We start from the raw sequence: 20,352 nt of genomic DNA, 5'->3' as shown, positions 1-20,352 counted from the left end.
GGCGTATAGTACTAGCACGCAAAGTGTGAGTTACTAAAGACGGCAAGGTATCAAAATTGATAGATGTTACTGTATTACTAGCTATGTTCCTGATCTTCATAGGAGCATTCATTCAAACTGCCACGGGCTTTGGTATGGCAATCGTTGCCTCACCTCTTTTGCTTTACATATCACCAGACTATATTCCTGGCCCCATCATCATCGTTGGTTTGTTCATTGCCTCCATCAACACGTTTAAATATCGCACGCAAATCTCCTTAAATGGCTTAAAAAAAAGCACGATTGGTTTGCTGCCTGGCAGCTGTGTCGGGGCTGCTATTCTCTATTTTATCGACGTGGCTCAACTGTCAGTATTGCTAGGCTCTACCGTACTTATCGCGGTTGGTGCCAGCTTGTTACCATTTAAAGTTGATGTCACACCGAGGCGTTTAATGCTGGCGGGCTTCTTTTCTGGATTCTTGGGGACAAGCTCAGGTATTGGTGGGCCGCCGATGGCATTGTTACTTCAACATCAGAATGTTAATCAGATTCGTGCAAATCTAGCAGGGTTCTTCTTAATGAGCTCAACTTTGTCTTTGGTGATTCAGATCCCCATTGGATACATGAGCATTAAGCATGTGCTACTGGCCTTGCCGTTGATTCCTGCTGGCTATGCCGGCCATAAGTTAGCGATCTCGGTTTTGCCACGCATTTCTCAAAAACTGGTGCGTAACATCTCACTCGCGTTGTGTGTTGTTGCCGGGCTGGGAGCGGTCTACTCTGGACTAAAAATAATATAAATTATCGATAAGGGTAAAGAATGAAAGATAATCTACAATGGGTTGAGCAAGCGTGGAGCGATACGTTTGAGAAGGTGAAGTTTACAAGTGAGAACATCTCAGCACGTTTCCCGACAATGACATCAGATGGAATCTACACGGATAGCGACAGACTTTGGGGCTGGGTAGTCGGTTTTTGGCCTGGTTTATTGTGGTTATTGCATGAAAAAGAAGACTACGCTCCTTTCAAAGATATCGCGATACAGCGTGAAGACACTATGGATGCTGCGCTAGATGAGTATGTCAATATCCATCACGATGTGGGCTTTATGTGGCAGCTTACGTCAATAAAGCAGTATGAGTTGTTGGGGAATGAGCAATCCAGAACTCGAGCCCTGAGAGCGGCAAGTCATCTAGCCAGCCGCTTTAATATCAATGGTCGATTCCTGACTGCTTGGAATAAAAATGATGTTAATGATGCTGATCCAAAGGGTCTTAGTATCATTGATAGCATGATGAATCTGCCAATTTTGTATTGGGCAGCAGAGCAACTCGATGCGCCACGATTTAAGCTTATCGCAATGGCTCATGCTGATACTGTGTTGAAGGAGTTTATTCGCCCAGATGGCTCAGTAAAACACATGGTTGAGTTTGATTACCTATCCGGAGATGTAAAACATTACCACGGTGGTCAAGGTTACGATGAGAACTCAGCTTGGAGTCGAGGTGCTTCATGGGCTGTTCATGGTTTTGCAATGAGCTATCAGCATACAAAAGAGGAACGTTACCTTGAAGCTGCTATGAAGACTGCAGATTTCTTTATCGATCACCTTGATGATGACTCTGTACCGTATTGGGATTTCAGAGCACCAAGAGATGAAACGACGCCAAGAGATACGTCTGCAGGGGCATGTGCTGCAAGCGGGTTGGTTTTACTATCAGATTTGGCTCCAACGGAAGAGCTTCGCCAGCGCTATTTGACTGCCGCGAGTGATATTTTAGCAAGCCTTTACAAACACTACGGCACCTACGGGGATAGTAGCAATCAAGGGATCTTGGTCGGGGGTACTTTTAATTACCCGAAAGGACTTGGGATTGACTGCTCCCTGATTTACGGCGATTACTACTTCGTGGAAGGGTTGTATAGACTAAAAAACAAGTTAGAGACACTATAACTGTTTACTTAACTCTGAGATAAGCGTTGAAGTTTTAGCTGATTTCAACGCTTATCATTTTACAAACTTGATGAGTGCTCAACCAGATTGGCAAATTGCCTTCTTATAAGCGTGAAACTACAACCTAATAGAACTTGGGCAAACCTCTGGATTGATACATTCATGTTTTCGTATTGCGATTTTTCTGTTTGGTAGATCTTGGGCCTCGTTAAAATCAACAGAGTGGTTCAACTCCATGAGTAACCCTTGGGATTGAAGGTGATGCAGCTCTTCGGAATGTGGGGGAGCTTGACTTCTCAGTACTAAAGTTGAGTTGAGGTACTCTCTTAACCACCCCTTGGTTTCTAATGTGAAGCTATCTGAACTCGTAGAACGATCATTGGCACGTTCGATTAACGCTACCGTCGCAAAAATACTTGCAAGCGTATCAAAGCTAACCATCTGATTCGGCTCATCACCCTGAGGGGCATTGTCTTTAACGAAGTCGTCAATCAGGTGTTGTGCTGAATCTAAGTAAACGAGTTGATCGCTCTCAATGTATGCTCTATTGAGTGCGTAAAGTTCTGAACCTAATTCATTGAAATTGGGTTTTAGTGACGAATTATTATAGTTTGCTTTATAGCTTTCACTAATGGTATTGATGTTATTTACTTGAGTGTTGGTGAAGATGCTATAAGCAAAATTTAAACTTAAAATAGCGAAAGTTAAAATAATTAAAGTACGATTCATACAACACACATCCAATATAGTGCCAATCTTACTATATATGATATGCAAATTGATCTGATTGTTCAGTGTTCAGTTTTGACTTCTTTCATGGCAATAATTGCCATGTTTTAAGGCTGGCGAAAAATGATGTATACAACAGCAGATATTGATAGTGAGGTTGTTTTTACCGGATAGTATTAAAAAGAATTCAATACTATCCAAGTAATTTATATTAATTAGTAATCTTTATATCTGCGATAGTTTATATGTTTTGCTACCCAGTCGATGTCATTCATTTCTGGAGATCGTGTTCGCTGGTCGCTTAGCAACAGGTGAGCAATGGCAAACGCAAAATCGATGGTGTATCCGTAATCTTTGCCTGTAATGAATGGTCCATCAATGACAATGGGGCGGTCAATGTAAACGCCATCTTCGTAATTCTTGTAAAACTCGCCACAGCACACATACTGGTGTGTCTCTAGAAAGTTGTTTCTAGCAAGTATTTTTGCAGCGGATGAGCAAATTGCTGCTATGTAAGAACCTGATTTTAAGTGATTAACAATCATCTCTTTGGTCGGTTCATGCGTGCCCAAATAGTCGGTATTTGGTGGGCCACCAACGAGGATAAGAACGTCATAAATCTTATCCTGATTGTTGTACAAATAATCATCGGCTTTGATGGTGACATTGTGATAGGAGCTCAAATGAAGGGCGTCTTCACACGATAGAATACTCACTTCTATTTGTAATCGACGCAGTATGTCAATAATGTTGATGGCTTCGCCTTCTTCGTAGCCAGATGAAAGGAGTATCGCGGCAGTTTTCATAAAATTTCCTTAGAAAAAGGCCCATATCATTTGCCTGAGTAATGATATGGGCAAGCTGGTAAGTACCAATTGGGGGGGGGGGGGGTTAAACTTATCTTTACCAGTAGGTGTTCCAATCTCGGTTTTTTCTTATAAGAGCCTCCAGGAAGAAGTAATCTCCCCAGATGCAGAACTCATCAATCCCTCTGCCATCAGGTTTTGCGTATGTGCCATGCAGTAAAACGCCGTATTCATCGTCGTTTTCGCTGATGTAAGAGGCAGATAGGTTTTCAATTGCCTTATCTACAAAAGCTTCATAACGGCTTCTGTCAGTATCTCCAATAGGCATGTGCTTAAGTAACTCTTGCAATCCACAAAGGAAAATTGCTGTTGCTGAACTATCTCTTGGCTCATCTCCACTGGTGAAGGTTAAATCCCAATACGCCACCAAGTCTTCTGGAAGGTGATCAAGAAAATAGTCTGCAAGTTTTTTCGACATTTCAATCAAACTGTAGTCACCAGTATGCTTGTAACTTAGGGCTAAACCATAAACGCCCCAAGCTTGTCCACGAGCCCAAGTGGATTCATCTGAATAACCTTGGAAAGTCTTGCCACCAATCGCTGTGCCATCATTTTTATCGAAGAAGTAGGTATGGTGTGTAGAGTAGTCATCACGAATGATATGGCTATTTGAACGCGCAAGGTGGCTCAATGCGATGTTTCGATACTTTTGATCACCAGTGATATCTGTTGCCCAATAAAGCAGTGGGAGATTCATGTTGCAATCGATGATCATACGAACTTTATGGTTAGGGTCATTGACGTTCCCCCAAGCCTGAATGACTTGTGCTTTGTCATGGTATCGACTGATGAGTACGTCAGCAGCACGAACAGCAAGCTCTTTTGCCTTCTCGTTGCCATTAATTTTGTATGGAGCAAGGCAGGAAAGTGTGAACAAAAAGCCCATATCATGGGTCTCAAGGCAGATCTTCTTGTCGAGTCGCTCCTCAAATTTATCGATCAAAGATTCACCAAGAAGGCGGTATTTTTCATCATGAGTGTACTCATAGGCCAGCCACAACAACCCTGGCCAAAAGCATGTAGTCCATTGAGTGTTATCTATCTTTGGGTAGACCAAGTTTTCACTAGCCGATGCAGGAAAACCATCATGATAAACAGTCATCATAAGGTCAATTTTGTTTAAAACACGCCTGATTGCACCATCGATAATATTGTTATTTTCCGCCACTTTATCGTTTGGCGTTTCAATCTCACAAGTCACCATTTTTAGCTCTCTTACTACAAATCGTTGTAAATATATTAATATAAATCTGCCTATACGCTTAAGTTATATTAAGTTGTATCTATTCTAATAAATGTCCATTTCATTTTTGTGGTTATGCTCACGCAATTGTCCACAAAGAGATTAGTGAAAAATTATTGTGGTTTAGTTCACGGGTTTATGTCGTCCTTTATTAATATAATTTCCTTGTAAATAAAATGCAAATTACTGAAACGATATTTCGTTTTATGTGTCAAGGGTACATTTATTATGAAAAAGAAGAACGTTATTATTTTTTTTACTGATCAGCAAAGGTTTGACACATTAGGTGTGCATGGCAATCCGATGGGGTTGACTCCTAACCTCGATCACGATGCAGTGCGTGGAACACATTTTGAAAATGCATTCACACCTCAACCGGTGTGTTTGCCAGCTAGAGCCTGTTTACAGACAGGTAAATATGCATCAGAAACTAACTGTAATACCAATGGTAGTAGCATGTCTTCTGATGAGCGAACGCTCGCTCATTTCTTTAACGAATCTGGCTATAAAACAGGCTACTTTGGTAAGTGGCATCTTAATGCTTCTTGCATTGGGCCTTTTGATAGCCCACAGGGCGGGTATCAAACTTGGCGGGCAGCCAATATCCCTGAATTTGTTTCAGATGCCTATCGCACTGTTGTCTATGATGAAGTCGGCAATGAGTTGAAACTACCGGGGTATCGTGTTGATGCGATTGTTGATGAGGCCATTCGATACATCGATGAAAACCAGGACTCACCCTTTTATATGATGGTTTCTTTACTAGAGCCTCATATGCAGAATCATCGTGATGACTTCCCAGCACCTACAGGTTATAGCGAGCGTTATCTAGACAACTGGACTCCACCTGATCTCAAGGCGCTTGGCGGCACCAGTGCGTCACACCTACCAGGTTACTACGGCATGGTGAAGCGAATTGACGAAGCTTATGGTCGCTTAAAGGACGTATTAAAAAGTCTAAATCTATTAGATGACACTATCGTGATATTCACTTCTGACCATGGCTGTCACTTTAAAACACGTAATGGTGAATATAAGCGCTCATGCCACGATGCATCAATCAAGATTCCTATGGTAATGGCAGGTGGTCAGTTTAACCGTGGTGGTCGATTCGAAAACCCCGTCAGTTTAGTGGATGTCGCACCCACACTTTTGGATGCCTGTGGGATTGAGGTTCCATCTGATATGTCTGGTCAATCACTGCTTCCTCTTGTAGAGAAACGCGACCAAAACGTGAGAAATCATGCTTACGTCGAAATCAGTGAGTCACATGTCGGTCGATGCATTCGAACAACTCGATGGAAATACAGTGTTAAGCAAGTTGAGTCTGATACCTATGTCGATGACTTCTTGTACGACTTACAAGCAGACCCATACGAGTTGGATAACTTAATTGGATATAAATCGCACGATGGTGTGGTTACCAAGCTTAGAGAGACGTTAAGTCAACAGTTAGACGACATCGGTCATAACGCCATCACGATTCAAGACGCTCCGTCAAAGGAGGCTGGGCAACGAGTTGTGTTTGATTATGAAATTGAGCTGTGAGTAGTAAACGGATTATTAATGGAAGGTTGAGAGGGAAGTATGATTGATATCGCTATACTCTTTGTCTATTTCGGTTTCTTAATTGCGATCGGTTGGGCATTCAGAAAGTTCAGTTCTAATACCAGCGACTATTTTAGGGGAGGCGGCAAGATGCTGTGGTGGATGGTGGGGTCAACCTCATTCATGACCGCAGTCAGTGCGATGACGTTTACGGGTCATATGGGTAAAAGTCTCACGGGTGGCTTCGCTGTTGCAATTGTTGTGTTTTATGCCTCTGCACTGGGTTTTTTATGTAACTACCTGTTCTTTGCTGCGAAAGCTAGACAAATGCGAGTGATTACACCTTTAGAAGGTGTGAGGATGCGTTATGGCCGTATTAACGAACAGATCATGATGTGGTCTAGAATGCCTTTGGGTATTCTTCAGGCGGCTATTTGGGTGAATGCGCTTGGGGTTTTCGCAAGTGCAGTCGTTGGTGTCCCATTGGAAGTGACGATTGTTGTTACAGGCAGTATCGTTGTTTTCATGTCCTTGATTGGAGGCAGTTGGGCCGTTATTGCGTCGGACTTTATGCAGATGGTTATTCTAACTGTGATGACATTGGTGACTGGTCTTGTCGCGCTGTGGAAGGGCGGCGGTGTTGTTGAACTCATGTCGAATGGTCTTCCAGAGAACCCAATTATTGGTGACGGTTACAACTACACTTACCTATTTGTAGGTTGGTTCCTATGTATGTTTATCAAGCAGTTCTTGACGACGAACAACATGTTGAGTTCATACCGATACATCACTGCAAAAGATACTAAGAATGCTCGAAAAGCGGCATTGCTGGCGGCATCACTTATGTTAGTCGGTCCGTTGGTTTGGTTCTTGCCGGTATGGTTTGTTTCAGGCCATTACCCAGATCCTTCAACATGGGGTATTACAGGCTTAGGTAATAAAGTCACAGACGCAACTTATTACATTTTCGTTAAACGCGAAATGCCAGTGGGTATGATAGGTCTGCTGCTCGCGGCAATCTTCGCAGCGACGATGTCCTCAATGGATTCTGGTTTGAATGGTAACTCCGGTATTGTCATTAAGAGTATCTACCAGCCATATATTAATAAAGGTGCTTCAGAAAAACACCTTTTGAAAGTCGGCAAGATGCTAACAGCAGCATTTGGGGTTGTGATCATTCTAGCGGCTCTTGGGCTTTCATCGCTTAGACAGTACGGTTTGTTTGATTTGACCATGCTGATTAATACTCTGATTGGTTTCCCGATTCTGATTCCGGCTTTGTTGGGCTTCTACATTAAGAAAACACCAGAGTGGGCAGTGGGCGGTACAATCTTAGTCGGTATGTGTGTATCAGCGACCATTGCATTTGTAATTACACCAGAGATGATTGCGAGCTTATTAAACTTGGAGCAGCCATTGACTAATCGTGAGTTTACGGAAATGAAATCTGTAACACTTGGTGTTATTGGACATGGCCTAATTACTCTACCGTTCTTTGTTTGCTCTCAATTCTTCTACAAGGGCTTAGCTCCTGAGCGTGAGAAGAACATCGAAAAGTTCTTCTCAAATGTTGCAACCGAGGTAGTTGTAGAGGACACGCCTGAAAGTATTGAGTTAGATAACAGACAGTGCCAAGTGTTGGGCAAAATGATTCTTGTTGCCGCTGGCTTTATTCTTCTGTTGACGCTAGTTCCTAACCCGCTTTGGGGAAAAATGATCTTCCTATTCATGGCTATGATTGTTGCCGGTATCGGTGTTGCTCTGCTGAAAGCAGTGAAAAAACCAGACTACAAACTATCGGCTGCTACTGACTAGTTGGGGGCATTGTAATGTGAGCACATACTGAACGACTGGGTATGTGCTTTTTTCAATTCAAATATGTTGAAAGTAGATCCATGAAAGAAGACAAATTATATATAGACAAGCTCTATCTCAACAATCAATTAGAGACAAATTGTCTCGAGTCTATGCCTAAATTGACTTGGAAAGTGAGAAGCGCATCTCGCAATGATGTCCAAGTTGCTTATCAATACCAAGTCTCGACAACGAGCTGTTTTAAAAAGCTGATACTCGATTCAGGCAGGGTTGAAAGTGATTGTAGTGCTAACGTTAAAACGGACGCTCTTGTTCTGAAAAGTTCGACTTCGTATTTTGTGCGTGTTAGATGTTGGAATAGCCAAAACCGAGTCACAGATTGGAAGGCGTCAAATTTCTTAACAGGTATCGTCAATGAGCCGTGGATAGCTCGATATATAACCTGTGGTGACGACGATACACCGTATGAACAACAAGCTTTTTACATTAAAAAGTGTTTTAACATCGAGCGAATTCATCAGGTTAAATCAGTCACTGTTCATGCGACAGCTGGTGGAATTTATCAAGCGTACTTCAATGACACTGAGGTGATAGACGGGGTGCTTAAGCCTGGTTTCACCAGTTATAATGAAAATCACCTTTATCAATCTGCCGACATTACCGAGCAAATTAAAGAACAGAACGTGATTACCATGCATGTTGGAGCTGGCTGGTATTGCGGGCGTTTAGGTTGGTTAGGTGATAGCGCCTTATACGCTGAAAAGCCCGGCATTATTTGCCAGGTTGTGGTGCGTTATGAAAGTGGCGAAGAAGAGGTCATTGCGAGTAACGACACATGGCTATACAAAGCCTCTCCGGTGGTGTTTTCTAGTATCTATGATGGTGAAATCTATGATGCTAGAAAGGAAAGCTTAGATTGGAATCATAAATCGTTATGTAAGCATGATTGGAAACACTGTCAGGTTGTGCCTTTCGACAGTCGCGCTCTCAAGCCACAAACTGGCGCTAGTATAAAAGCCATAGAAACACTGAAACCTAAATCAATTCTTAAAACACCTAAGCAAGAGACAGTCGTTGATTTTGGGCAAAATATTTCTGGTGTTGTTGAACTAAAAATTTCCGGAAATGAAGGTGAGAAAGTAACGATTGAGCACTTTGAAGTGCTTGACCAAGATGGCAATGTACATACAGAAAACCTGCGTACCGCCGCCCAGAAAAACACCTTTATTCTTGGTGCCAATAAGCAATATAGATATGTTCCTCACTTTACTTTTCAGGGCTTTAGATATGCAAAAATCACTAAGTCCTGCGATGACATAGTGATTGATCATATCGAAGCAACTGTGTTGCACACAGCGATGGAGCAGACAGGAAATTTCGAATGTTCTAACTCTTTGTTGAATAAACTCCATGAGAATATTCGATGGGGAATGCGTGGAAACTTTGTTGATATTCCGACCGATTGCCCGCAACGTGATGAGCGATTAGGTTGGACTGGTGATGCTCAAATCTTCTCAAAGACAGCCTGTTACCTCTATGACTCAAAGAGCTTTTTCTCTAAATGGTTAGTTGATGTTCGCTGCGATCAACTACCGGAAGGAGGCATTCCTTTCGTTGTGCCAGATACACTAACAGGCCGCGTCGACGATCATCATTTCTTTAAAAAAAGCACTCATTCCGCAGCGGGTTGGGGCGATGCGATAGTGATTATTCCTTGGCATATGTATCTCATGTATGGGGACACTGATGTATTGAGAGAAAACTATCAATCGATGTGTGACTACATCTACTTTGTTGAGAATCAATCAGTAGATTATGTGTTTGATATCGGCATTCAGTTTGGTGACTGGTTGGCACTTGATGCTGAGAAAGGTAGTTTTTTTGGCGGTACACCAACACGTTTCACAGGGACGGCCTATTTTGCATATTCCACAAAACTTTTAGCACAGATCGCAGGAATTTTAGGTTACGAAAAGGGAGAGGCTTACTTCTCTCAACTGTATTCAAAGATACAGGAAAAGTTTGTATCTGAGTTCATTGGCGAGTTCGGAGAGCGAGTACCTAAGACTCAGACTTCTCATATTCTGCCTCTGTATTTTGATCTAGTTTCAGCGGAGCAGAAACCAATGCTTGCTTCTGGCCTTGTATCGTTGATTGAGAAAAATGATGGCCATTTGAATACTGGTTTCCTGGGAACGCCACATATCTGTGATGCCCTGAGCGACAATGGTTATCCAGAAGCTGCATACAGTCTACTCCTGAAAGATTCCTATCCATCATGGTTACACCAAGTCAAATTAGGGGCGACGACCATCTGGGAACACTGGGATGGTATTCAATCTGACGGCGTACTGAGAGATCCAGGTATGAATTCATTTAACCACTATGCCTATGGTGCGGTAGGGCAGTGGCTATACAGTAATATTCTCGGGATCAAGCCGATTGAGTCAACAGCAGGTTTCCAGACTTTTTGTATCAGTCCGAGATTAACTAAAAAATTGAATAACGCATCAGGTAGCTATAGTACAGCTTATGGTGACATTAAGTCATCTTGGAAGAAGCAAGATGCACATAATTACCTTCTCGAAATTGAAGTTCCATTTAACTCGTCTGCCATTGTCAAAGTAGAAGGCTACACGATTACGACAGTCGATGGTGAAACTATTAATGACCGCGCCGAAATTCGATTAGGCTCAGGTCATTACAAAATTGAAGTGATGGCGACGGCTAAAGAAGTCGCTTGTATTTAAGAAAATTTTATGGAAATAAGTATGTTAAAAAGTAACGTTGGAAGTTGGGGCGATCAAGGCGATGGCACTTATATTAATCCGGTTTTAAATGCCGACTATCCTGATTCAGATATTGAACAAGTAGGTGATACCTACTACATGATTACGTCAAAGCAACACATGGCACCGGGCATGCCTATCTTGTCATCGAAAGACATGGTCAATTGGACAAATGTTGGGTTCGGATTTAATCGATTAACATGGGCTCCTGAATATAACTGGGACCGAATGAATGGCTACTCTTTTGGTGTCTGGGCGGGCGATTTAGCCTACAACGATGGGACATGGTACATCTATCAAATAGATTATAACCATGGATTGATGGTGACTACGGCGAAGGATATTGCGGGCCCATGGAGTGAGCCTAAGATTATGTTAGACACTTCCTACGTTATGGATGACCCTGCCGTCTATTGGGATAAAGAATCGGGTAAGGCATACATCATCGTTAACGCTGGTGTAAAAGCTGAGCATGCTGATGAACCATCACCAGTAAATACTAACGTGATTTATGAGATGAGTTGGGATGGATTATCCATTATTGACGATGGTCAGGAGGTGTATTCTGGAATCGGCGCGGAGGCAGCCAAAATCTATAAGTTTAATGGATACTGGTATGTATTTTTGGCTGAATGGACGATTGGAGACAGCTCGACAGGCCTTGGAAAAATCAACAAGAAAAACGACCGCAAACAAGTAGTGCTGAGATCATCTGAAAGTATCTATGGTCCTTACGAGAAAAAAGTTGTGATGCAGAAAGGAAGCCACTTTGGTCACAGAAGTGCGAGCCAAGGGGCATTACTGCAAGCGCCAGACAAGTCATGGTGGTATATGCACCAATTGGTTCAAAATGACGTTGATCCGTTTCAAGGCCGAGTTCAGTGCTTGGAGCCGGTTGAATGGATCGATGATTGGCCAATCATTGGTATTGATGAAAATGGTGATGGAATCGGCGAGCCGGTTAAACGTTTCCGTAAACCTATTAATGGTTTCCCTATCCAAGCTCCTTTAAGCGATGATGACTTTAATTCAGAAACGCTTGGTCTGCAGTGGGAGTGGAATCATAACCCAAGAGACTCACACTGGTCACTGACAGAAAAACCGGGTTCTCTTCGACTTAAGGCAAGCAAGTTAGTGCCTAGTACAGAAGGGTATGGTCCTAAAACGAATCAATGGACCAACAGTGATGGGTCTTGTTCTGATTTTTGGCGTGCGTGTAATACCGTTAGCCAGAGAATTATGGGAGATTCTCATGGTGTAGCGGTTGCAAAAATCAATGTTGAAGGAATGGAACCAGGTCAGGTCGGGGGGCTTGCTCGCTTCGGAGGGGTATTCAATTTATTGGGCGTCAAATTTTGTTCAGATAGTAACAAAAGACTGTTCTATATGAATGCACAGGCTGAAGAGATCATAGGCCCAATAGTTGAGTCTGATAGTCTCTATGTTAAAACAACAAATAATGGTAACTGTGCTTTTTTTGAATATAGTTTTGATGGAGAAATATATCAGTACTTTGGCCCTAAGTTTAAAATTGAATTTGGGAATTGGACTGGAGATAGGCTAGGTTTTTTTACATGGAATGAAGTCGAGAGTAAAGGGTATATCGATATACATTTCTTTTCATATGACTACGATGGTCCTAAAGGTTGATTTAATACCTCATTTTAGTTGATCGGAGACGACAAAAAGTAACAGTTGGTTTGAAATAGTTCATATACAAGACTTTGGCTAGTGCAAAAGATAGCGTTGCTTATTAAACAACTGCTGAAATGACTCTGGCTGTCAACCCCAACTAAAACAGACAGATGTCTCAAATTTTTGATCTTTAGGAAGAAAGGTGCGTTTGTGAGATCTGAGATCTGTTTTTTTCCTGCATTTATGCTTGATTTTTTATTGTTGATAAGTTTGCAAAAATTGTCGTCTAGTATATCTAAAATTTATCTTAAGTAAATTTTAGATTGTTGTAATAATTATTTCATACAAGTTAATTGTTCACTTTTGAACTTGGTCGTTATTACATTTTTAATGTTTTATGTGTACGGTCATAAAAGTTAAGAAATATTGGTTAATTGTCTCATGGTTATGCGGTTTAATTGATTTCTATTTCTGATTTTTAATTATGCTTGTAAATATTAATATTGAATAATTTATAACAAAATACAAAGGATTTGAGAGATGAAAAAAGCTAATCTACTAACTTTGGCGGTCGCATCGGCAGTGTTAAGTACCTCTGTGTCAGCGACAACTCTAATGGTACGTCAGGAATATCTTCCTAAAGCTGAACAGTTCAACCCGAATAATACAAATGCTACCTTGGTAAAGCTTTCTGGTAGTACAGGTAAAACGTTCATGGGGCTCCAGGCTGTTCATAAAGGAGAGAAATTGGACCGTTATGCACTTTCTAGTACCGAAGCTCAGCTTGGCTACCGTTATGATCTAAACGACACAATCAGATTAACCCCACAGCTACAAGCAACGGCAACGGGTAGCGGCATTGGTTGGAAACCTATGTTTGCTATGACTTACAAACTTGGGGCTGGTTTTTCTACCACACTTTTATACAAACATGAGTTTTTTGTTCGTCAAGAGGATAACTCTAATGGTTCAACAACCGAAAAGAGTCAATATCAAGCAAGCATCAACTATGCTGATGGGCCTCTAAGACTTGGCGTAAAATATGACTATCACAAGGGGTTGGATGGTCAGAGATATTATAATGGGAAAGAATTTAAGCAAGAGCTTGAGTTCAGTACATACTATCGAGTTGCAAGAGGGCTTACTCCGTTTGTAAATCTTGCCGCTGTACCTGTACATTGGAAGTCTGATGAGTATCAATTACGAACGCGCGTCGGAGTACTGTATAGCTTCTAGTGGGTAATTTTACTTTTCTTAATTAAGGCTGCTAATTTTAAATGATTGGCGGCCTTTTTTTGTGGTCATATATAATTGTAAGGTTTTAGAATGAAAATTAAAAATAGTTCTGTTTTACCAAAGAGGAAAAGTAGTAGTTTATTACTATGTGCTGCTCTTTCACTTGGTCTGCAAACGAATATATCATCTGCATCAGAATTACATACAAACGTATTGGTGTTTTTAGTTGATGATCTTCGAGTTGATATCGGCAGCTATGGTCATAATCAAGTACAAACTCCAAACATTGATAAATTGGCAGCGGAAGGGATGCAATTTAACAAGGCCTATGCACAACAGGCAATATGCGGGCCTTCACGAGTAAGTATCTTGACTGGTCTGAGGCCTGAAACCACAGGTCTTTACACTATCAATCAGCAGGGGAGACTGCGCCCAAATCAACCAAACGTGATTTCGATGCCACAGTTATTTAGGGAGCACGGTTACAAAACAATAAGTATTGGCAAAGTATTCCACCACTCGACAGATGATGTAGATCAGTGGAGCACTCATATAGAAAAACTCCCTAATTTTTATTCAGAACCTGAAAAAGAGCTCAACAAATTTGCTTATGATGCGGGTGATGTTGATGATGATTTTTATAAAGATGGTCAAGTCGCTAGAGATGCCGTGCGTGCACTGAATGAAATAAAAGATGATCCTTTTTTGATGGTTGTCGGTTTTAGTAAACCGCATCTTCCTTTCAATGCGCCGAAAAGATATTGGGATTTGTATGAACGTGAACAGTTTGTGGTGCCATCAAGGGCAGTGCCTGACAATATGCCAGCCTTGTCGTTAACAAATTGGAATGAACTAAGAAGTTATGGAGGTATACCCAAAGAAGGCTATACCGACGATTTACTGACCAAGACACTAATTCATGCCTATTATGCGACAGTAAGCTACATGGATGCACAATTGGGTAGAGTGATGACCTCTTTAGACGACTTAGGGCTAAGAGAAAATACTATCGTTGTATTAATGAGTGACCATGGCTACAAGCTTGGGGAATATGGGGCGTGGAACAAGCATAGTAACATGGAAATAGATGCGAGAGTTCCGTTGATAATTAGTCGAGAAACTAAGCATAAGAGTGCAGCAGTAGGCGAGCAGTCAAACTCGATAGTAGAAAATGTCGACATATTCCCAACTATTATTGATGCTGCAGGATTGCCCATGCCTAACCTAGATGGCGTTAGCCTTTTACCCATAGTTGATGATCCGAATGAAGAGGTAAAAGATGTTGCTTATAGTGTCTTTGCCAAAGAAGCAACCACCAAGATGGGTGTAACGGTAACCGATGGCACATGGCGATACTCTGAATGGAGGGTGTCAGAAACACAAGAAATTTTGTCAAGAGAACTGTATTTGCACGCAGATTCCGACATCGCGACAAGCAATGTCATTGATATTGCAGAGTACGAATCAATACAGGAAAAAATGACCAATAAACTTCATGAACAATATCCTGTAGATGCACCGTCCTTTAATGATAGACCTGTTTTTGACAGAAATGATTAACAGTAGACTTTGTCTAAGCATGTAAAAGTGAGTTAACGCTCAAACATTGTATTGTTTAGGTAATAGAATGCAACTTGGTGTCGTAAGTTTAGTAGAAAATGAAAGAGAACAGAGGTAACTACTGAGGTTGTTGTACTGACGACGATTAGTTGCTCTGTTCACTTTTTATCATGCAATTCTCTCGAGCAAGCTAGTAGGTCATTGCGCAAAATCTAAGACATGTCGACGCCCGTAACGAGAACTAAAATGTCATCGAGAACTTCTGTTGCACCAACATAAATGCCCCATCTGAAGCCGATTTCTTCGGTACGTAAAGATTGCCCCGTCCCCACTAAATCGCCGTCAATATACATTTCATAGTCCAAACCATTATCACGAACCTTCATATCAAACGGTTGACCAATCACGTTGTCACGAATTTTAGTGTGTTTACCACCTCGCGGGTAGAACCATAGACTCCCATCACCGTGCACTCTTAGCATCACTGACCAGTGATCTACGTTATTACCTTTCGCCTGGAATAGCGAGCAGTAATGCTCTTTCCCTGGTTTTGTAGAGCAACCTGCAGACTTTAGAACATTAAACCGCGCAGAAAACTCGTGCCAAACTCCGGGTTCAGGTAACCAACGCGCTTCTGGGCTAAACGCTTCAACTCGAGCAGCCAGCTTTCGCTTGTTACTGACATTTTCTTCATCTTTAAATAAGCGGAAGATTTGTGTATTACCGTCTTCTTGATACCAGCGGCTCCACAAATGAAACTGGTCTTGTGTGATCGACGGGTGGCCAACGGTATGAATTCGATATTGATTTTCTTCACTGTTGATTGGTCGGTTCCCATAAGGGCCGGTTTCTACTTTCTCACGATTGATCGTAATGCGAGAACCATCAACACCCTGCGACGTAAAGGTTTGTAGGGGTTTTAGAGCATCGGTACTCAATACTTGTGACCAAGTAGGGTCAGTGCCATCTTGTTGATAGAATTGTGAGATATCAACGGTCTCTTGTTTTGCGGTATTTTCTTCATTGGCATCAGCGTACGCCGATACGCTTAAAGCGAGCAGAAAGGGGAGAGTGTATTTTTTGTTCATTGTAGGTTAGTCCTCTTCTTAATAGTACTTAGTAAATCACTGGTTCTATCTACCCCTATTGTTAATAAAAACAGAGGGATACTTAATTTTACCTTTGGTTAGAACTGGAGTTGATGTCGATATTTATTTTCATGAAGGTCAAAGGTTGCAATGTGTATATGTCGCGAATAACGCAGTAATAGACGATGACATTTAGTCTAAGTGAATAAGAGTTTCACTTACTTTGGTTGTTAGTTTTGTTTTTTCGTGTGTGTCAATTGCGATATTTGGTTTTGCAGGGTTATCGTGTTGTTTTGTGATGTAGCTTTTGTGATTTTTGGGGTCGGGGCAAAGAATTACTTTAAATAGGGCTATGTCTGCGCATATTCACGTGGTTTCACTAGAGCAAGAAAAATTATCTTGCGAATTATGTGACTTGATCTAGGGTTACGTCGAAAGCAAACAAAACAGAGGAGAAGTGAAGATGAGAGTATTAGTGGGTTGTATCGCTGCAGCAATGTCTTTGGGTGCATTTGCAATGACTGACCAAGAAGTCTGTGAAGCTTATGGTGTAGCTTTGGCTTCAAACAGCGACAAAGGAAGAGTCGAGTTCATGTCTGAAATGGAGTCCCGTATAGAAAACGAAACGTGGTCTCTAAGCGCTGAACAGTGCAATGAGATCGCTATGGAAAGTAAGTACGAGTTTGACTTAGATTTAGCCATTGATATGTCTTATTAAGTCTGCGCTTGGACACCTAGGTTTAGATCTTACTAAGTTCGTTTTATTTGTCCAAATTTTATGCCCCATGCATAAACGCCTAACCGGTTTTTGGTTAGGCGTTTTTTATTGCTTTGAATCTAGATTCTATTTGACTCTAATGTCAGCGTCTTCTTGTGCACGCATTACCGCACCATTGTCACCAAGAAGGTAGAGATTTCTCCACTCCTTTTCACCTTTAGGCTTTTCCGCAACAAAAAATCTAGCATCAGGGTGTGCGTTGGTGATCATAGCGGACATCGCCCAGCCGGATTGCCCTTTTCGAAGGAGTTCTTTCTGTTTCTCGAAAGTTTCTCCACCGTCTTTGGAATTGAAGTAAGCGACAACACCTTCACCTTCTTCCTTGTAGCCGAGGGCAAAAGTGATATCGGTGGGTGAAGTGATGAAGAAGTCGCCGCGAGTATCAACACCCCAGTTGACCGCTGCAGGGTTGACTGCCGTGCCACCGACCCATTCTTCACCAGTCCATCGAATGTGAGAAGTTTGCTTTGGCCCACCCGTTTTCTTCACTCCTAAATCAACACCAATATTAGTGCCAATATGAGGGTAACCATTCTGATCCAAGTGGACTGAACCGTTGAACGTCCATTTTTCGCCCGTATCTAATACAAGTGTTTTTTCGTTAGCAAGTTCACGAGTGACAGGAAGCTCGAATGTATCGCCCTCAATGTTACTCCACTTACCGGTTTTGGTATTGAAAACCATATAGTACGCATTATGCCGCTCTGTTGTGTGACCGCGACCATTGTTTGCGTGAATGCTCCAGCAAGGATGGTAATCATAGGTGATGATAATATCATCGCCATTTCCTTTGGTTGCCCAAGCATACCAACTGTCTACGGCTTCAATGTCCTCTCGCTGTTTATGCTTTAAGAAAGAGATAGGTGCTTCAAATGTACGCCCATGGTCGGTCGATTTTTGGTAAACCCAGTCACTTTCATGAGCACCGTGGCGGTAGAATAGATAAATATCACCATTGTCCATTTTTACGGCTTGGTTGTAGTTTCCGAAAGGTGGAATGTTATCTAACTCCACCCATGCCGAAATGTCGTAAGGCTTCTTGGATACGATGTGTTTATTTTTGCCATCGTGGACATCACCGAGTGGATTTTCACCGTGGCGGGCACTACCACCATGTCCTCCGAAAAAGATGTGAATATAGCCTAAATCATCGATAATCATGGTTGGTTTACCATGGTTATCAATAGGACGTCCAGACGGAGCCCAGTAGTTGTCTTTGCCTAACTCACTAAAGCCCGCTTTGATAGGACCTTGCCATTCGCCAGTGTTGTGGTTATAAGCGACAACGTAAGGGTCTTCTAATGTACCTTGATAAGTTAAGTAAGTCACACCGTTTTCGTGAATCCCGGCGGGCGCTTGTACTAAAGCAAGGGGGTTGCCAAATCCGTTATCAGCAAAATAATCGACCATTTGCTTTTGATCGTTTGCCTCTTGTGCTGCATGAGTGCCAAATGCTGCTGACAACATGGCGACTGAGATTGCAGGGGCCAACAAGGTTTTTTTGAAAATACCTTTTGACGGATTGCGTAAAGTTTTTTGTAGGGTGTTTATTGGACCAAATTTCATCATTATTCCTTTAATACTTACAGGCGGTGCCTATATAGGGGTACATTTGAGAAATAGCTTTTTTAAATCTAATAGTCTTTATGATGTTTTAGGAAAAACTAAACTATTAACCAAAGCATATGATGAAGTTACAGTCACATTAAAGAGGGAAGTTTGGTTTAGGAAGGGTCAAAAATTGCATTCTATCTTATGTTGTAGAAATAAATTTTTAAAAATGATTGGAGTGCCATTAATTGCAAAATAAAGTTGACGGCGAAAAAATATTATTCACGCCGTCATTTTTTGCAAAATATCTATTCGCAACACTCAGTTTTTAGAACCTGATTTTTATCAGCTAATGTCACTTTGTCAACGAGCTTTGAAATAGCCTCCACATAATAGTAGTCACCATAAATCAGTGAACAGTTGACACCCAAGCCTTTTGGCACATTGAAAGCGCCACCCGTCAAAATGCCCTGTTCGCTAGGTTGATTAAACGTAGTATATTTCTGATGTAGACTATGAAGAATGTTGTTTGCCGCTTGGAGGTACTTATCGGCTGCTTTCTTGTCGTCGACTAAATCAGCAATCAACAACATTCCACTCGCTGCACAGGCAGCAGCAGAGGTATCTCGTGGTGTCGTGTCATCTTTTGGCACTCTGAAGTCCCAGTGTGGTACATGGTCATTTGGCAAGCAACTCAAGAAGAAGTCTGCTGTTTTCATTGCTGCATCAAGATACTTGCGCTCCTTAGTGTACTTATAGCTTAAAGCAAAACCGTGTATCGCCCATGATGCGCCTCGACTCCAAGCCGAATCTTCAGAATAACCTTGTCCACCGTGATAGGCTTTAACACCACCTTCCAGGTAATTGAATTCAACCATGTGTCGCACAGAACCATCAGGGCGAATGAACTCTTTCAAAACAGTGTCAGCATGGGCCTTGGCAACCAGAGCAAATCGGGGTGAATTAAGCTGCTCTGCTGCCCAATACAAGATTGGCAGGTTCATCATACTATCGATGATGCTTAAGCCACGGGGATCGGCACTGCTGACGTCATTCTTGTTCCAAGCTGTAAGGAAATTACCACCGATATTAAAACGACTGGCTAAGTGACTAGCCGCTGTCAAAGCGCGCGTTCGAGATTTCTCGTTTCCGAATAACTCGTACTGTTTGATGGAAGTCAGCTGCCACATAAAGCCGACATCATGATGGATGTTGACGTACTCCTCAAGAGGTTGATCCATCAGTTCTTCACGGTTAATTGCGATGGTTTTAAAGGGTTCGTAGTGCTCTTTTTCATACAATAGCCACAAAAGACCAGGCCAGAACCCTACGACCCAAGCCCAAGGAGCATGGGTATCACAATATTGGCCATCAGTGGTCATTGACGGGAAGTTTACCTCTAACTCGTCACTTGTTACTTTTACTTTGTTTACAATATCTGACCATGCGCTATCTACCCATGATAAATCGTTATACATATATTACATCCCGATGCTTGGTTAAAAACTCTTAATACACGCTTTAACTTAATGTAAGTTGTCTCTAAGAAGTATGCTGATTTTTGGTGTCTTTAAGGGCATT

The 20,352-nt window shown here is 41.9% G+C and carries 16 protein-coding genes; 10 read left to right on the top strand and 6 right to left on the bottom strand.

The genetic code is table 11. The features are described 5' to 3' along the window. Positions 1-83 precede the first annotated feature (83 nt). Together GT360_RS18255 and GT360_RS18250 are read left to right on the top strand one after the other, a co-directional pair. A complete protein-coding gene (locus tag GT360_RS18255) occupies positions 84-779 on the top strand; it encodes a sulfite exporter TauE/SafE family protein (protein WP_204274609.1) in 696 nt (231 codons plus the stop codon). 20 nt (positions 780-799) lie between these two features. After that, positions 800-1,933, top strand: coding sequence for a YyaL domain-containing protein (locus GT360_RS18250; RefSeq protein WP_164650385.1), 1,134 nt, complete (start codon positions 800-802; stop codon positions 1,931-1,933). Positions 1,934-2,050: 117 nt separating this feature from the next. On the opposite strand, the gene GT360_RS18245 is transcribed toward GT360_RS18250, so the two are convergent. The 3 genes from GT360_RS18245 to GT360_RS18235 all read right to left on the bottom strand — a co-directional run bounded on the left by GT360_RS18245 (position 2,051) and on the right by GT360_RS18235 (position 4,732). Continuing rightward, on the bottom strand, positions 2,051-2,662 hold the full coding sequence (locus GT360_RS18245) for a hypothetical protein (protein ID WP_164650384.1): 612 nt from the start codon (positions 2,660-2,662) through the stop codon (positions 2,051-2,053). A gap of 215 nt (positions 2,663-2,877) precedes the next feature. Further along, complete coding sequence (locus GT360_RS18240) at positions 2,878-3,468, bottom strand: DJ-1/PfpI family protein (RefSeq protein WP_164650383.1); 591 nt, start codon at positions 3,466-3,468, stop codon at positions 2,878-2,880. A 97-nt stretch (positions 3,469-3,565) separates the two neighbouring features. Next, complete coding sequence (locus GT360_RS18235) at positions 3,566-4,732, bottom strand: glycoside hydrolase family 88 protein (protein WP_164650382.1); 1,167 nt, start codon at positions 4,730-4,732, stop codon at positions 3,566-3,568. Between the two features lie 267 nt (positions 4,733-4,999). Between GT360_RS18235 and GT360_RS18230 the strand changes: the two genes are divergently transcribed. From GT360_RS18230 to GT360_RS18205, 6 genes are all read left to right on the top strand, one after another. Then, a complete protein-coding gene (locus GT360_RS18230; RefSeq protein ID WP_164650381.1) occupies positions 5,000-6,319 on the top strand; it encodes a sulfatase family protein in 1,320 nt (439 codons plus the stop codon). A 39-nt stretch (positions 6,320-6,358) separates the two neighbouring features. Then, positions 6,359-8,134, top strand: coding sequence for a sodium:solute symporter family transporter (locus tag GT360_RS18225; RefSeq protein WP_164650380.1), 1,776 nt, complete (start codon positions 6,359-6,361; stop codon positions 8,132-8,134). 80 nt (positions 8,135-8,214) lie between these two features. Continuing rightward, complete coding sequence (locus GT360_RS18220; RefSeq protein ID WP_164650379.1) at positions 8,215-10,884, top strand: alpha-L-rhamnosidase; 2,670 nt, start codon at positions 8,215-8,217, stop codon at positions 10,882-10,884. Between the two features lie 21 nt (positions 10,885-10,905). Beyond that, a complete protein-coding gene (locus tag GT360_RS18215) occupies positions 10,906-12,573 on the top strand; it encodes a glycoside hydrolase family 43 protein (protein ID WP_204274580.1) in 1,668 nt (555 codons plus the stop codon). A gap of 525 nt (positions 12,574-13,098) precedes the next feature. Further along, complete coding sequence (locus GT360_RS18210; protein ID WP_164650377.1) at positions 13,099-13,794, top strand: oligogalacturonate-specific porin KdgM family protein; 696 nt, start codon at positions 13,099-13,101, stop codon at positions 13,792-13,794. 90 nt (positions 13,795-13,884) lie between these two features. Continuing rightward, positions 13,885-15,354, top strand: coding sequence for a sulfatase (locus GT360_RS18205; RefSeq protein ID WP_164650376.1), 1,470 nt, complete (start codon positions 13,885-13,887; stop codon positions 15,352-15,354). A 212-nt stretch (positions 15,355-15,566) separates the two neighbouring features. On the opposite strand, the gene GT360_RS18200 is transcribed toward GT360_RS18205, so the two are convergent. Then, a complete protein-coding gene (locus GT360_RS18200) occupies positions 15,567-16,442 on the bottom strand; it encodes a hypothetical protein (RefSeq protein ID WP_164650375.1) in 876 nt (291 codons plus the stop codon). Between the two features lie 463 nt (positions 16,443-16,905). On the opposite strand from GT360_RS18200, the gene GT360_RS18195 reads away from it, so the two are divergent. After that, positions 16,906-17,160, top strand: coding sequence for a hypothetical protein (locus GT360_RS18195; RefSeq protein WP_164650374.1), 255 nt, complete (start codon positions 16,906-16,908; stop codon positions 17,158-17,160). Between the two features lie 126 nt (positions 17,161-17,286). Here the strand turns inward: GT360_RS18195 and GT360_RS18190 are convergent, their stop codons facing one another. Next, positions 17,287-18,687, bottom strand: coding sequence for a BNR-4 repeat-containing protein (locus GT360_RS18190; RefSeq protein ID WP_164650373.1), 1,401 nt, complete (start codon positions 18,685-18,687; stop codon positions 17,287-17,289). Here GT360_RS18190 and GT360_RS18185 point away from each other — a divergent pair. Continuing rightward, the gene (locus GT360_RS18185) at positions 18,686-19,030 is read left to right on the top strand and encodes a hypothetical protein (protein WP_164650372.1); all 345 of its coding nucleotides are present in this window, start codon (positions 18,686-18,688) and stop codon (positions 19,028-19,030) included. The genes GT360_RS18190 and GT360_RS18185 overlap by 2 nt on opposite strands. A gap of 49 nt (positions 19,031-19,079) precedes the next feature. On the opposite strand, the gene GT360_RS18180 is transcribed toward GT360_RS18185, so the two are convergent. Continuing rightward, positions 19,080-20,249 (bottom strand): glycoside hydrolase family protein, encoded by a 1,170-nt coding sequence (locus GT360_RS18180; protein ID WP_164650371.1) that lies wholly within the window; start codon positions 20,247-20,249, stop codon positions 19,080-19,082. Between the last annotated feature and the right edge of the window lie 103 nt (positions 20,250-20,352).

The organism is Vibrio astriarenae (genome assembly GCF_010587385.1).
Classification (GTDB): Bacteria; Pseudomonadota; Gammaproteobacteria; order Enterobacterales; family Vibrionaceae; genus Vibrio; species Vibrio astriarenae.
The sequence above is the reverse complement of the archived record's forward strand: the minus strand, read 5'-3'. Positions and strand labels throughout refer to the sequence as shown.